General features: G+C 41.0%; 13 protein-coding genes. 1 reads left to right on the top strand and 12 read right to left on the bottom strand.

Features of this window, described 5'->3' with window-relative positions; all coding sequences use genetic code 11:
• Positions 1-2: 2 nt before the first annotated feature.
• From SMSK564_RS08555 to SMSK564_RS08605, 12 genes are all read right to left on the bottom strand, one after another.
• Positions 3-953: a helix-turn-helix transcriptional regulator gene (locus SMSK564_RS08555; protein ID WP_000999611.1), complete on the bottom strand. Its 951-nt coding sequence runs from the start codon at positions 951-953 to the stop codon at positions 3-5.
• Between the two features lie 15 nt (positions 954-968).
• Positions 969-1,469: a DnaA ATPase domain-containing protein gene (locus SMSK564_RS08560; RefSeq protein WP_001066339.1), complete on the bottom strand. Its 501-nt coding sequence runs from the start codon at positions 1,467-1,469 to the stop codon at positions 969-971.
• Between the two features lie 79 nt (positions 1,470-1,548).
• The gene (locus SMSK564_RS08565) at positions 1,549-5,940 is read right to left on the bottom strand and encodes a PolC-type DNA polymerase III (RefSeq protein WP_000071437.1); all 4,392 of its coding nucleotides are present in this window, start codon (positions 5,938-5,940) and stop codon (positions 1,549-1,551) included.
• 103 nt (positions 5,941-6,043) lie between these two features.
• Positions 6,044-8,125 carry an elongation factor G gene (fusA, locus tag SMSK564_RS08570; RefSeq protein ID WP_000090348.1) on the bottom strand — a complete coding sequence of 694 codons (2,082 nt, stop codon included), beginning with the start codon at positions 8,123-8,125 and terminating at the stop codon, positions 6,044-6,046.
• A gap of 306 nt (positions 8,126-8,431) precedes the next feature.
• A complete protein-coding gene (gene rpsG, locus SMSK564_RS08575; RefSeq protein WP_000087873.1) occupies positions 8,432-8,902 on the bottom strand; it encodes a 30S ribosomal protein S7 in 471 nt (156 codons plus the stop codon).
• A gap of 19 nt (positions 8,903-8,921) precedes the next feature.
• On the bottom strand, positions 8,922-9,335 hold the full coding sequence (rpsL, locus tag SMSK564_RS08580; RefSeq protein ID WP_001142332.1) for a 30S ribosomal protein S12: 414 nt from the start codon (positions 9,333-9,335) through the stop codon (positions 8,922-8,924).
• 321 nt (positions 9,336-9,656) lie between these two features.
• Positions 9,657-10,256: a response regulator transcription factor gene (locus SMSK564_RS08585; protein WP_000772038.1), complete on the bottom strand. Its 600-nt coding sequence runs from the start codon at positions 10,254-10,256 to the stop codon at positions 9,657-9,659.
• A 1-nt stretch (position 10,257) separates the two neighbouring features.
• Positions 10,258-11,355 (bottom strand): sensor histidine kinase, encoded by a 1,098-nt coding sequence (locus tag SMSK564_RS08590; RefSeq protein ID WP_000893525.1) that lies wholly within the window; start codon positions 11,353-11,355, stop codon positions 10,258-10,260.
• The gene (locus tag SMSK564_RS08595) at positions 11,355-12,092 is read right to left on the bottom strand and encodes an ABC transporter permease (RefSeq protein WP_004236719.1); all 738 of its coding nucleotides are present in this window, start codon (positions 12,090-12,092) and stop codon (positions 11,355-11,357) included. The genes SMSK564_RS08590 and SMSK564_RS08595 overlap by 1 nt, the downstream gene beginning before the upstream one ends.
• A gap of 1 nt (position 12,093) precedes the next feature.
• Entirely contained in the window at positions 12,094-12,978 is an 885-nt protein-coding gene (locus SMSK564_RS08600) for an ABC transporter ATP-binding protein (protein WP_001055969.1), read from the bottom strand.
• Complete coding sequence (locus SMSK564_RS0102540) at positions 12,965-13,159, bottom strand: hypothetical protein (RefSeq protein ID WP_000708869.1); 195 nt, start codon at positions 13,157-13,159, stop codon at positions 12,965-12,967. The genes SMSK564_RS08600 and SMSK564_RS0102540 overlap by 14 nt, the downstream gene beginning before the upstream one ends.
• Positions 13,156-13,347, bottom strand: a complete 192-nt coding sequence (locus SMSK564_RS08605; protein ID WP_012972435.1) for a hypothetical protein — start codon at positions 13,345-13,347, stop codon at positions 13,156-13,158. The genes SMSK564_RS0102540 and SMSK564_RS08605 overlap by 4 nt, the downstream gene beginning before the upstream one ends.
• A 77-nt stretch (positions 13,348-13,424) precedes the next feature.
• Here SMSK564_RS08605 and SMSK564_RS08610 point away from each other — a divergent pair, with 77 nt between their 5' ends.
• Positions 13,425-13,646, top strand: coding sequence for a hypothetical protein (locus tag SMSK564_RS08610; RefSeq protein ID WP_000186000.1), 222 nt, complete (start codon positions 13,425-13,427; stop codon positions 13,644-13,646).
• Positions 13,647-13,850 lie beyond the last annotated feature (204 nt).

A 13,850-nucleotide genomic window follows, 5' to 3' on the forward strand; every position in this document is an offset into this window, starting at 1 on the left:
CCTCATCTATATTTATCTATCATTTCTTGAACTGTTTGCTTCATATCCTCTACTAAAATTCGAGGAGACAAAATAGTGACTGCTTCCCCTTGTCCCAGCAACCAGCGTTTAAGCCCCGGTGTATGCTGACTTTCAAACTGAAAATGAGTCCAGTCGCCATTTTTCCCAACTATTTTTGCATTTGGAAATTGGTCCATCACAATAGTCGGATCATTCAAATACTCGATCTCAATACTGATTTTCTTCCCGATAAAAGCATCTACTCTCTCGTTACGAATGTCGCCATCTCTAAATTTATCTCGATAAGAAATAGAAGGTTTCTCTATACCACTAAGAGACCATGACTGGATACGGTCTACTCTTAAAGTAATATAAGTAGCATGTTTCAACTGGTAAACAACCAGATAGAAATAATGATTATCATAGTAAAGAGAGACTGGCAAAACAGTCTGCCTCTTAGAAGATTCAGAATAAGGTTTTTGATAGATAATATCTAGAACCTGTTCATGCAAAATAGCTTCTGATAAATTCCAAATTTTCTCTATTCTATTTTGTTGATCCGTTAAGGGAGCATAGTTAAGCTTTTCGCTGCCAATGATCTGCTCAATTTCTTTCTGATCAGCACGGGGAACCAAGACCAGTAAATTATTTAGTAAGCTAGCAATTTCTGGTCTGTTCAGTGCTCGATTTTCCAATAAAATCTTTGAAATAACGAGAATATCCTTTTTATTAAAAACTGACTTACTTGATAGGCTATACTTATTTGTTTTACGACTATAAAGCAAGTCTCCACTAAAATCGGGATAACTGGATAAAATATCACGAAGGAGCGAAAAATCTCTCTGTATCGTCTTTTCACTAACCTCAAATTCCTGAGCCAGTTGCTTTTTTCCTAACGGAGTCCCAAACTGTAAACGTAAAAAGATTGTTAGTAGTCTCTCTTGATCATTCATCTAAAGTCCTTTTTATTAATCTTCAAGCGATGTTAGACACGCTGTCATTCCCCACTTAAAACGCACAATCAAACGAGATTGAACATTTTTCAACTGATCTGGTTCAGAATTACCGGATAAAACAATTTGCGTTTTCCTACCAAAGAAAGAATTAAAGAGGTTGAAAAATTTTTCTTGAATCATATCATCTTTTTCTTCCAATACCTGAATATCATCTACTAGTAGAAGATCCAACTCCTCACCTCTAACTTTTTGTATTTCTAGCTCATTTTCTAATAAGTTTTCGGCAGAAATATATTTTACTCTCTTTTCTGGATTGTTCTCAAGAACCTTATTTCCAATTGCTAGCAGGAGATGTGTTTTTCCTGAACCTGATTCACCATAAATATAAAATGGACTGTATTTTAAGCCTAAGTTCTTTACTACTTCTAAGGCTTCTTTCTTTGCTAAAGCATTACCATCTTTTTCTACAAAATTTTCAAATTGATATTTGTTATCTAATCCGGTATTATTCATCGTTTAAACCTCTTTTTCTTTTATACCATAAGTATAACAAAACAGATGGACAATATTTGTCCGTCTGTTAATTTTTTTCTTAAAACAATTCATCAAACAAACTCAACTGGTTATCCTCTGGCATATTGCCCAGAATCCCCATTTCATCCATCTTTTCAACCAAAGTTGATGAGAGACCACCACGTTTGCGTAGTTCTGTTTTAGAGAGGAATTCTCCCTCTTGGCGCGCCCGCACCAGTTGCTTGGCAACGTTCTCTCCCAGACCATCCATAGCAACAAATGGCGGAATGAGGGTATCCCCATCGATAAGGAACTCTGTTGCCTGACTACGATAGAGATCGAGTTTGCCAAACTTGAAACCGCGTTCCCACATTTCATTGACAATCTCAAGAGTTGTATAGAGGTCAATTTCCACATTAGAGGCTTCATTATTCTTCCGTTTTTCAGCGATTTCTTCCATTCTACGCTTGATAGCATCTAAGCCCCCTCCCATGGTCTTGATATCAAAAGCCTTAGCTCGGATGGAGAAGTAAGCACAGTAATAATAAATCGGATGGTGAACCTTGAAGTAGGCCACACGCAAGGCCATCATAACGTAGGCTGCCGCATGGGCTTTGGGGAACATATACTTGATTTTCCCACAGGATTCGATATACCACTCTGGCACCTTGTTTGCCTTCATAGCTTCGATATAGCCATTTCGCTCCTCTTCGGAAATCTTCAACCACAAGCCCTTACGTACCCGTTCCATGATGGTAAAGGCCATCTTAGGCTCGAGACCAGCATGCATGAGGTAAACCATGATGTCATCCCGACAACCAATAACGGTTGATAGGTCTGCAATTCCTTGCTTGATCAAATCTTGTGCATTTCCTAACCACACATCGGTACCGTGAGACAACCCAGACAGCTGAAGCAACTCTGCAAAAGTTGTCGGATGCGTCTCATCTACCATCCCACGTACGAAGTTGGTTCCAAACTCTGGAATCCCCAGCATACCCGTCGGCGTTCCGATTTGCTCAGGTGTTACCCCTAGCACATCGGTCCCTGAAAAGAGGGCCATCACGCCTTCATCATCCATAGGAATTTCATTAGGGTCAATCCCAGACAAGTCCTGCAGTTTCCGAATCATGGTCGGATCATCATGTCCCAGTACATCGAGTTTGAGGACGTTCTCATCGATATCGTGAAAGTTAAAGTGGGTCGTTTGCCATTCAGCAGTCACGTCATCTGCTGGATACTGGACAGGCGTAAAGTCATAGACATCCATGTAGTTTGGAATAACAACGATTCCCCCCGGGTGTTGTCCTGTTGTCCGCTTGACACCAGCTGCACCTTGAGCAAGGCGTTCCACCTCTGCATCACGATAAAACTTCCCGTAGTCTCTCTCGTAGCCCTTTACAAATCCATAGGCAGTCTTGGCAGCTACCGTACCAACCGTTCCCGCACGGAAGGCATATTCCTCACCAAAAATATCACGCACATCCAAGTGGGCGCTAGGCTGATCTTCCCCCGAGAAGTTCAAGTCAATATCGGGAACCTTGTCCCCATCAAAACCAAGGAAGGTCTCAAACGGAATATCCTGCCCATTTTTGCTGAGTTTGTGGCTACACTTTGGACAGTCCTTATTAGGCATATCAAAACCTGAACCGTAAGAACCATCGATGATAAACTCGCTGTACTGACACTGACCACAGACATAGTGAGGAGAGAGAGGATTAACCTCGGTAATCCCAATCATGGTCGCAACGAAACTAGAACCAACAGATCCACGAGAACCAACCAAGTAGCCCCGTTCATTAGAGCGTTGCACCAGCATCTGCGAGGCCAGATAAATCACAGCAAATCCATTCCCAAGAATGGAAGTCAACTCTTTTTCAATCCGCAAATCAACAATATCTGGTAGCGGATTTCCATAAATCTCAAAGGCTTTCTTGTAGGTCAATTCAGCGACCGTTTCTTCAGCCTTGTCGATGAAAGGCGTATACAAGTCACCCTTAACGACCTCAACAGGTTCAAAGGTCTCTGCCAAGGCATTGGTGTTTTCAATAACCAGTTTCCGTGCTAAATCTTCTCCCAAGAAGGCAAATTCATCCAACATCTCATTAGTCGTTCTAAAATGAGCCTTTGGGAGAGGAGCTGGTTGAGCATGTTCACCATGACCGATAGTTCGGTTAATCATAGCCCCCTGGCCTAGACTACGGACGATAATTTCACGATAAATCTCTTCTTCTGGTTCGATATAGTGAACATTTCCCGTAGCCAAAACAGGCTTACCAAGACGATCTCCAACCTCTATCAAACTCTTGATAATGGTCTGTAGTTCTTCCATATCCTTGACCTGCTCCTTAGCAATCAAGGGAGCATAGATAGCTGGTGGCATGACCTCGATAAAGTCATAATACTTGGCCACCTCAACCGCCGCATCCACACCTTGGGAAACAACCGCATCAAAAACTTCACCTTCTGCACAGGCTGATCCTAAAATCAAGCCCTCCCGATGGGCATCTAGAACCGTTCTCGGAATCCGTGGTGCCCCTTCAAAATACTTGGTATTGGACAGAGAAACCAGCTTAAAGATATTTTTTAAACCTATCTGATTCTTGACATAAATAGTCGCATGCTTGATTCGAGCTTTTTTATAAGAATCTGGACTAATCAGATCAATATTTAGTCTAGCCAGATCAGTCACACCATGTTTTTCTGCCACCTCTTTTATAAAAATGAAAAGTAGACGACCAGTCGCTTCCGCATCGTAGTTGGCCATGTGGTGATGTTCCAAGGCCACACCAAAACGCTTAGTCAAAGGTCCCAAACCATGACGCTTATACTCAGGATAGAGATTTCTAGCAAACTCCAGTGTATCGATAACTGGCTGACTAATCTTTGACAGACCATGACGCTCATAATTGGCATTCATAAAGCCAACGTCAAAGGTCGCATTGTGGGCAACCAATACTGTATCCTTACAAAATTCTTGGAATTCTTGCAGAACTTGTTCCAGTGGTTTGGCATTTTTGACATGATCATCTGTAATACCAGTCAACTCCGTGGTAAAGGCTGACAAGGGATGCCCAGGATTGATAAATTCATCAAATTCGGCAATAACATTCCCCTTGTACATCTTAGAAGCCGCAACCTGAATCAAATCATTATAGATAGCTGAAAGTCCTGTCGTTTCCACGTCAAAAACCACGTAGGTCGCTTCCGACAAGTCCATCTCCACTTCGTTATAGACGATAGGGACACGGTCCTCAACGATATTGGCTTCCATTCCATAAATCAGCTGAATTCCCGCTTTTTTGGCCGCCTTATAGCCGTGTGGGAAGGACTGGACATTCCCGTGGTCCGTGATGGCAACAGCCTTGTGTCCCCACTTAGCAGCTGTCGCAACGATTTCTTCAACCTCTGGCAGAGCATCCATGGTCGACATGTTAGTATGAGCATGAAACTCAACCCGGCGCTCATCTTCTGGCATCAAATCCTTCCGCTCATAGTGAACAACCTCCTGCACATCCTGCACGTTCATTGTCAAATCGCGTGTGAAGTTATTCATCTCCACATTTCCACGCACTCGTAGCCAAGAATTTTTCTTGATTAGATCAAATTTCTGAGCCTCTTCCTCATTTTTAACCCACTTTTGCATAGAAAAACTTGAAGTATAGTCCGTCATTTTAAAGTTAATTAAAACACGACCGGTTCTAGTCACTTTTTGCTCCACATCAAAAACAACCCCTTCAAAGACCAGACGATTTTCCTCAGTCGTCACTTCGATCATAGGAGTAATCTCTGCCTTATCCAGCTTTGGTTTAGCCGCAGCCTTTTTGGCCTGAAAATCAAAGGCTGGTTTCTCTTCTGCTGGAGGTGGCGCCATCTGTTCCAGTTGCTCCATAGCACGGAGCGCTTCCTCATTGGCAGCTTGAACAATCTGCTCATTTTCAGCATGAAAGGCTTCTTCCTGCTCTTGAGTCAGCACATCATTCTTCTCTACTTGACAGTTAAAAGTAGGAAAACCAAATTTTTCAAGTTGTTTAGCTAAATTAGGAAGATGATTCTTCTTAAAATGTTCCTTATCAATCGCCTCTGAACCTTCAATAAACAGTTGATTACCTTCAGCACGAACTCGCAGATTTTGATAAAGAGATTTAAAGCCTTGACTAGCACACGGCCCTTCAGAAAAAGCCTCTCTATAATAGGCTTGTAAAAGTTGATTTGAAAATTCTTGAGATAGAGCCTTGATTTCAAAAACAGCTTTATTTCCTGTCTTAGAAAATTCCTCACTCAAACCTTTCTTTAATTCTAAAAAGATTTCAATCGGTAAAATATTAGAAAATACGAAATGAAACTCCCATACCTTACTAATTTTATGAACTACAACTCGCTCAATATCAGCCTGTGATAAAGCAGATGCCTGTCTCATTTCAGCAGGCATCCCCAGTTGATTCATCAAAATTTCAAAACTGTTTGACATTCATTTTCCTCACATTATTCTCCTACTATTTTACCATATTTAGAGGTATTTTCTAAAGACAAAAGGAAGCCACTAAGTGACTTCCTTCTAGAGTGAAGACTGATTAGTCTTCACCTTTGTTTTTCTTAATGATTTCTTCTTGTACTGACTTAGGTACATCTTCGTAGTGGTCAAATACCATCATGAATGTACCACGTCCTTGAGATGCAGAACGAAGAACTGTTGCGTAACCGAACATTTCAGCAAGTGGAACGTAAGCACGAACGATTTGGCTGTTACCGTGTGCTTCCATACCATCTACACGTCCACGACGAGCAGTTACGTGACCCATAACATCACCAAGGTTTTCTTCTGGAACAGTGATTGTCACAAGCATCATTGGCTCAAGGATAGCTGGTTGTGCTGATTTAGCAGCTTCTTTAAGAGCAAGTGAAGCCGCGATCTTGAAGGCAGTTTCAGATGAGTCGACATCGTGGTATGAACCATCGTAAAGCTTAGCTTTAACGTCAACCATTGGGTAACCTGCAAGAACACCGTTAGCCATAGATTCTACCAAACCTTTTTCAACCGCTGGGATAAATTCACGCGGAACCACACCACCGACGATTGCGTTTTCGAATTCGAATCCTTTACCTTCTTCGTTTGGAGTAAATTCAATCCATACATCACCGAATTGACCTTTACCACCAGACTGACGTTTGAAGAATCCACGTGCTTGAGTAGAAGCGCGGAATGTTTCACGGTAAGATACTTGAGGAGCACCTACGTTCGCTTCAACTTTGAACTCACGACGCATACGGTCAACAAGGACGTCAAGGTGAAGCTCACCCATACCAGAGATAACTGTTTCACCAGTTTCAACGTTTGTTTCAACGCGGAATGTTGGATCTTCTTCAGCCAATTTTTGAAGGGCAATACCCATCTTGTCTTGGTCAGCTTTAGATTTTGGCTCAACCATCAATTGGATAACTGGTTCTGGAACGTTGATTGACTCAAGGATGATTTTAGCTTTTTCATCAGTCAAAGAGTCACCAGTTGTAGTATCTTTCAAACCAACGGCAGCAGCAATATCACCTGAGTAAACAGTGTCGATTTCTTGACGGCTGTTAGCGTGCATTTGAAGGATACGTCCGATACGTTCACGTTTACCTTTAGAAGTGTTCAATACGTAAGAACCTGATTGAAGCACACCTGAGTAAACACGGAAGAATGTCAAACGACCTACGAATGGGTCTGTCATGATCTTGAAGGCAAGAGCTGCAAATGGCTCCTCATCAGATGCTGGACGAGTTTCTTCTTCGTCTGTATCTGGGTTGATACCTTTGATTGCTGGGATGTCAAGTGGGCTTGGAAGGTAGTCGATAACCGCATCAAGCATCAATTGAACACCTTTGTTTTTGAAGGCAGAACCACACAATACTGGGAAGAATTCAACGTTGATAGTCGCTTTACGGATACCAGCTTTCAATTCTTCGTTAGTGATTTCTTCACCTTCGAGGTATTTCATCATCAATTCTTCGTCAGTTTCAGCAACTGCTTCGATCAATTTTTCACGGTATTCTTGAGCTTGGTCAAGGTATTCAGCTGGAATATCTTCTTCAAGGATATCTGTACCAAGGTCGTTAGTATAGATTTCAGCTTTCATCTTGATCAAGTCGATGATACCACGGAAGTCATCTTCAGAACCGATTGGCAATTGGATTGGGTGTGCATTTGCTTGAAGACGATCGTGAAGTGTGCTTACAGAATAAAGGAAGTCAGCACCGATTTTGTCCATTTTGTTGGCAAATACGATACGTGGAACTCCGTACTCAGTTGCTTGACGCCAAACTGTTTCAGTTTGAGGCTCAACACCTGATTGTGAGTCAAGAACGGTAACCGCACCATCCAATACACGAAGAGAACGTTGTACTTCGATTGTGAAGTCCACGTGTCCTGGTGTGTCGATGATGTTTACTCGGTGGTTGTTCCATTGAGCTGTTGTCGCAGCAGATGTGATAGTGATACCACGTTCTTGCTCTTGCTCCATCCAGTCCATTTGTGACGCACCTTCGTGAGTTTCACCGATTTTGTGGATTTTACCAGTGTAGTAAAGAATACGCTCAGTAGTTGTTGTTTTACCGGCATCGACGTGAGCCATGATACCGATATTACGAGTTTTTTCAAGTGAAAATTCGCGTGCCATGAGGTTTATTTCTCCTATTTATTTTTGATTTCTATTCTATTATAACACGATTTTAATAAAAACGGATAGGCAGGACCTACCCGTTCTCAATCTTTTCATGCTATTGTTGGTTTCAACTTACAAGCTGGTAAGTTGAATTGTTGCTAAGAGCTGATCGAGCTCAATTGAACTCGGGCTAGAGTTAGCTAGCCGATTTGAGCCGGAACGGGATGCTGTGTGAAAAAGATAAACTTCCTTGTATTCGTCGAATACTGCGTCAGTTTCCTATTTTCACCTTGCATCCTTACCGTTCCTAGCATCATGATTTTACCAACGGAAGTGTGCGAATGCACGGTTAGCTTCAGCCATACGGTGAGTGTCTTCACGTTTCTTAACTGCTGCACCAGTGTTGTTAGCAGCATCCAAGATTTCTTTTGCAAGACGGTCTTGCATTGTGTGTTCACCACGAAGACGAGCGATTGTTACCAACCAACGAAGTCCAAGTGTTGTACGACGTTCTGGACGAACTTCAACTGGAACTTGGTAGTTAGATCCACCAACACGACGTGCACGTACTTCAAGTACAGGCATGATGTTTTCCATAGCTGTTTCAAATACTTCAAGTGCATCGTTACCAGTAGCTTCTTTGATTTGCTCAAAAGCACCGTAAACGATTGAAGCAGCTGTACCACGTTTACCGTCAAGCATAACGCGGTTGATAAGACGAGTAACTAGTTGTGAATTGTAAAGCGGATCTGGCAATACGTCACGTTTTGGAGCTCTATTTTTACGACTCATTTCTCTTTATCCCCTTTTCTTATGCTTTTGGACGTTTAGTACCGTATTTAGAACGGCCTTGTTTACGATCGTTAACACCTGCAGTATCAAGTGCACCACGGACGATATGGTAACGTACCCCTGGAAGGTCTTTTACACGTCCACCACGAAGAAGCACCACGCTGTGCTCTTGCAAGTTGTGTCCGATACCTGGGATGTAGGCAGTAACTTCGATAAGGTTGCTCAAACGTACACGAGCGAATTTACGAAGGGCTGAGTTAGGTTTTTTAGGTGTCATTGTTCCAACACGAGTTGCAACACCACGTTTTTGTGGTGAAGAAACGTTTGTTTGAACTTTTTTATGACTGTTGTAACCAACGTTCAAAGCTGGTGATTTAGATTTTTCTACTTTTGATTTACGCGGTTTGCGAACCAATTGGTTAATTGTAGGCATCTACATTCTCCTGTGTTTTTTTATTTTTGGTGATGATACACTTGGTGACAGCTATCATCTGTGTGTACTTTTGCAACATTTGTCAGCACGTCCCTGTACACTCTTGAGAGACCAAAAGTAAAAAGTACCGTCTATTATTGTAACAAAATTTTCTATTGGTTGTCAAGATATTTTTCTTTTTTATTGTTAATTTTAGCTCTTTTGTAGTGCCTCCTAAAAAAGAAAAAGGAGGAAACCAAGCCCTCCTCTAGTTACAAAATTATTTGGTTTGATTGAATAATTTCAATTTTAGCACATAATGGTTTTCTAGATATGATAGTATCACAACCAACCAGATTCTTTCGCGATATTAGCTGCCTCTGTTCGATTACCTGCATCTAGTTTTGAAAGAATATTGGTGACATAGTTTCGGACTGTTCCGTTGGATAGATAAAGTTTGTCTGCAATTTCTTGGTTAGAGAAGCCCTGAGCAATTCCCTTTAAAACTGCGATTTCTTGCTCCGTTAATGGATTGGGATGCGTCATCACCACTTCCATCAATTCAGGCGAATACTCCTTGCCTCCTTCGAGGACAGTGTGCAAGGTATGCATGAGGTCTGCAATGCTTCTTTCTTTTAATACATAAGCATCTACTCCAGCCTTGACTGCACGTTCAAAGTAACCAGGGCGCTTGAAGGTCGTCACCACAACCACCTTTGTTTCTAAATTTTCTGCTCGTATCCACTCCAAAACTTCAAGACCTGTCTTAACAGGCATTTCTACGTCAAGGATGGCGATATCTACAGACTCCTTTTCAAATAGTTGGATTGCTTCTTGCCCATTCTTGGCTTGTAAGACAGACTCTACATCTGCTTGAAAGGCAAGCAACTGGCACATGGCATCTCGTAACATACTTTGATCTTCTGCAACAAGTAGTTTCATCTTAGTTTCTCTCCTTATAAGGTAGTCGAACCTGCACTTCCGTTGGGTGTTTCTGACTGATTACACTTACTTCTCCTGAAAATGGAAGGACACGATCTCGGACTGTATGGAACTCATCTCCTTTTATAGAAGCGAAGCCACAGCCATCATCACTTACTGTTAGAATGAGTTCCTTCTCTGTCCGTTCTAATTTTAAGTAAGCTTTAGACGCTTGGGCATGTTTGATGATATTGGTTACTAACTCAAGCAAAATCATGGAAGCCGTTGACTCCAATTCCTGAGTTAAGCTAGCTGTATCTAGTTGATTAGCTATTTCCACCTCAATTCCAGCAATTTCTAACATCTTTTTCACAGTCTCTAGTTCGGATGTCAAAGTTCTAGACTTAAGATTTTCCACAATGGTTCGCACTTCACGCATTGATTCTTTGCTAATTTGCTGTATTTCTCTTAATTCCTTTTCCACCTGTGGATAAGCCTGTATTTGAAATAACTGCAAGGCTAGATCAGTTTTAACACTAATCATAGCAAAGGTATGCCCCAGACTATCATGCAAATCTTGACCGATACGACTGCGTTCATTTTCAGCAAGCAATAGATTTATCTGGGCATTTTGCTTAGCCTGAGCTTCTTTCAAATCCTCCACAATACGAATCCGAACCAAGCCAAAAGTCATTAAATCGACAAAAGCAAGAATTACAAGTAGATAGAATAGAAACTCAACTTCGATTCTCTGAAAAATCAACAGTTGGCCCACAACAAGGACTTGAGCAAGAAGAAAAGTCCAGACATGTAAAGACTTTAAACCACCTACGCTGAAATGATAACTTAAGAGATTGGATAGGAAAAAGAAAAACCAGATATAATTAACAGCAACAAAGGCAGTATTCCCAACTACATAAGTCAGCATGAGGCCCCAATATAGCCAAGATAGGCGCTGGCTCTTAGTTGTTAAAACACCCAAATACGCCACTACAAATAGAATATCAATCAATAAATGCCAGGCAGAAAGCCACCCAGTCACTACAGGTAGGATGGGGAAAATCATAAAAATTAAACTGGCCCAAAACATATAATGTATGCTTTTCAGTCTTTCAAGCATTAAGCATTCTCCTTATGACCTTGAAGGTAAATGGTCAAACCAAACAAAACTGCTGAAAAAACAAGTAGATAAACTGTGGCTGATAGATTGATGCTACCCTCGTTTAAGAAGGTCTTGAGCAACTCCATCAACTGATAAGTTGGTAGACACTTCCCGATTGCTTGCATCCAGTCTGGAAATAAAGAGATGGGCATCCAGAGTCCGCCTAAAACAGCCAAGCCTAGATAGAGAAGATTGCCCACGACAGACATCAGCTGACTAGAAGGCAAGAGTGTCAAGGTCAAGCCAAGCGCTACAAAAGCTACACTTCCTACTATCAGCAAGAGCGCAGCCCCAATCCAGCTTCCTAAAGGCATATCCACATCTCTGACCAAGTGCCCAACTGAGAAAACAACCAGGATTGAGACCAGATAATCAACCATCATACTTGTTATCTTTGATAGATAATATTCTACCATATTTACCGGAGTATGGCGCAATGTTTTCTGCCAGTTGTTGATTTTATCTGTATGTAAAACAGCTGGGAATGAAAACATAGCTGTCGACATCATGGAAAAGGCTGTCATGGAGATGAGGTAATCACGCATAAAATTAGCTGGTCCACCAGGTGTGTCCTGGTACATGCCTGAAAAGAATAAATAGAAGGCTGTCGGCATCCCTACGGATAATAGATAATAGACTAATTGTCGTTTGGTCAATAGAAATTCTATCTTGTTTAGTGCGATCCATTGTTTCATCTTAGTCATCTCCCTTCTGAGTTTCTTCAAAGATTGTATCCAACAAACTACGATTATTAACTTCAATTTCTTGAATCCTACATCCTGCTTGCACTAACAGTTGCCAAAAAGCATCCGCTTCACGTGTAACTACTTGCAAAGCATCTTGTTTTTGTGACCAGTTTTCAACCAAGTTAGACTGCTCAATGACTTCCTTGTATGCTAGAGGAAGGATAAAGTGCTTTTCAATCTCCTCACTGCGCATGGCTAGAGGTGTTGTATCGCGAATCAACTCTCCCTTATTCAAGACCAAGATTCGGTCCGCTGTATGCTCTACCTCTTCGATATAATGGGAGGAATAGAGAATGGTAACTCCCTTAGCTTTTAGTTCCTGAACAATTTCCCAAAAGCGTTGACGAGTTGAAGTATCCATGGCAGCAGTTGGTTCATCTAAAAAGACAAGCTTTGGTCGCCCAATCAAGGTCAAGACAAAAGAGAATAGACGCTTTTGTCCACCTGACAATTTTTCTGCGAATTGCTCTTTTTGTTGCTGGTCAAACTGCAATAGTTGATTGATTTCCTGGTTGCTCAAGGGATTTGGGTAAATGCTTTGAAAGAAAGCAATCAACTCTTTGACCTTTAATTTCTGAACGATGACATTTTCTTGAGGGAGGTAGGATCTTGTGTAGTCTAACTTAGAGCTCGTCACTGGCAAGCCTTGGATGGATACTTGACCGCTTGTGACCAGTTTATCTCCAAGCAAACAGTCCAAGAGTGTGGTCTTCCCAGCACCATTGGGACCAATCAAGGCGACGCATTCACCTTCAGCTATCTCAAAGGAAATATCCTTCAAAATAGCCTTGCCCTTGATGATTTTATTTAAGCTTTCTACCTTAATCATGTTCATGATATTCTCCTTTCAGCCACTCCTTTCCCATAGGAAAGGCGATAAAAATCATAAATCCTAGTCCCCAGGCACCACGGATGAATTGGTGAAGGAAGGCTTGATCGAACCAACCTGTAAACATTTCTACCAACCATACCACTAGTGATAGTCCAATAAAAAGATAGAGAAATGCTTTTTTCATTTTTCAAACTCCTTTTTCACATCTGATACTAATTTCAAACCTTCTCGGATAAGCCAGGACATCATTCCAAATCCTGCAAATAGCTCCCAAGGAAAATGATAGAAATCTTCATCCAATCCTGAGAACATGAGATAAGTCATGACTCCTGCTGCTACTAAACTCATTGCGACAATTACTTTATGTTTCATTTTTTCTTCCTCCACTTGATACATCTATTATAATTCTTTGAATCTACTGCCACTAGAAGCTTCTGTCATGAGGAAATATGACAAATGTCATAAAAGATTCTGTTCAAAACAAGCAAGATACACTATACAATAAAACACAAATAGAAAAATCTAAGGCAGCTTCCTCAAAAGAAATATCAAACCCCATTCACACTATAATGAAAACTAATACTTATTTAAAATCAAAAGAGCAGAAATTTTTATCGCACAAACACATATATTATAGGCAGAATAAAAAAACTCTTCAATTACTTTCTTAAAAGCTTGTAAGAATTATAAAATCTGTTAAATTTTAATTTAAGTACCTAAACTACAGTATTTATTGAACAAATCAAGAAACAAAAAAGTATACGCGACCAAAATGAATTACTGAAATTAAAAAAGAGAGAAGCAAACTGATTCTCTCTTAATCGTATATAATATCTAGTTAAATAAAAAAGATACGCTTACGTATCTCTGTAATG

It is taken from the genome of Streptococcus mitis SK564 (genome assembly GCF_000148525.1).
In the GTDB taxonomy this organism is placed as follows: Bacteria; Bacillota; Bacilli; order Lactobacillales; family Streptococcaceae; genus Streptococcus; species Streptococcus mitis_H.

What these genes read in the sequence shown, in the direction of transcription:
- SMSK564_RS08565 (WP_000071437.1), bottom strand. Translation starts at nt 5,940, where the DNA reads ATGTCAAACAGTTTTGAAATTTTGATGAATCAACTGGGGATGCCTGCT.
- SMSK564_RS08595 (WP_004236719.1), bottom strand. Translation starts at nt 12,092, where the DNA reads ATGAAACAATGGATCGCACTAAACAAGATAGAATTTCTATTGACCAAA.
- SMSK564_RS08610 (WP_000186000.1), top strand. Translation starts at nt 13,425, where the DNA reads ATGACAAATGTCATAAAAGATTCTGTTCAAAACAAGCAAGATACACTA.
- SMSK564_RS08555 (WP_000999611.1), bottom strand. Translation starts at nt 953, where the DNA reads ATGAATGATCAAGAGAGACTACTAACAATCTTTTTACGTTTACAGTTT.
- SMSK564_RS08560 (WP_001066339.1), bottom strand. Translation starts at nt 1,469, where the DNA reads ATGAATAATACCGGATTAGATAACAAATATCAATTTGAAAATTTTGTA.
- rpsG (WP_000087873.1), bottom strand. Translation starts at nt 8,902, where the DNA reads ATGAGTCGTAAAAATAGAGCTCCAAAACGTGACGTATTGCCAGATCCG.
- SMSK564_RS08600 (WP_001055969.1), bottom strand. Translation starts at nt 12,978, where the DNA reads ATGAACATGATTAAGGTAGAAAGCTTAAATAAAATCATCAAGGGCAAG.
- SMSK564_RS0102540 (WP_000708869.1), bottom strand. Translation starts at nt 13,159, where the DNA reads ATGAAAAAAGCATTTCTCTATCTTTTTATTGGACTATCACTAGTGGTA.
- SMSK564_RS08605 (WP_012972435.1), bottom strand. Translation starts at nt 13,347, where the DNA reads ATGAAACATAAAGTAATTGTCGCAATGAGTTTAGTAGCAGCAGGAGTC.
- fusA (WP_000090348.1), bottom strand. Translation starts at nt 8,125, where the DNA reads ATGGCACGCGAATTTTCACTTGAAAAAACTCGTAATATCGGTATCATG.
- SMSK564_RS08590 (WP_000893525.1), bottom strand. Translation starts at nt 11,355, where the DNA reads ATGCTTGAAAGACTGAAAAGCATACATTATATGTTTTGGGCCAGTTTA.
- SMSK564_RS08585 (WP_000772038.1), bottom strand. Translation starts at nt 10,256, where the DNA reads ATGAAACTACTTGTTGCAGAAGATCAAAGTATGTTACGAGATGCCATG.
- rpsL (WP_001142332.1), bottom strand. Translation starts at nt 9,335, where the DNA reads ATGCCTACAATTAACCAATTGGTTCGCAAACCGCGTAAATCAAAAGTA.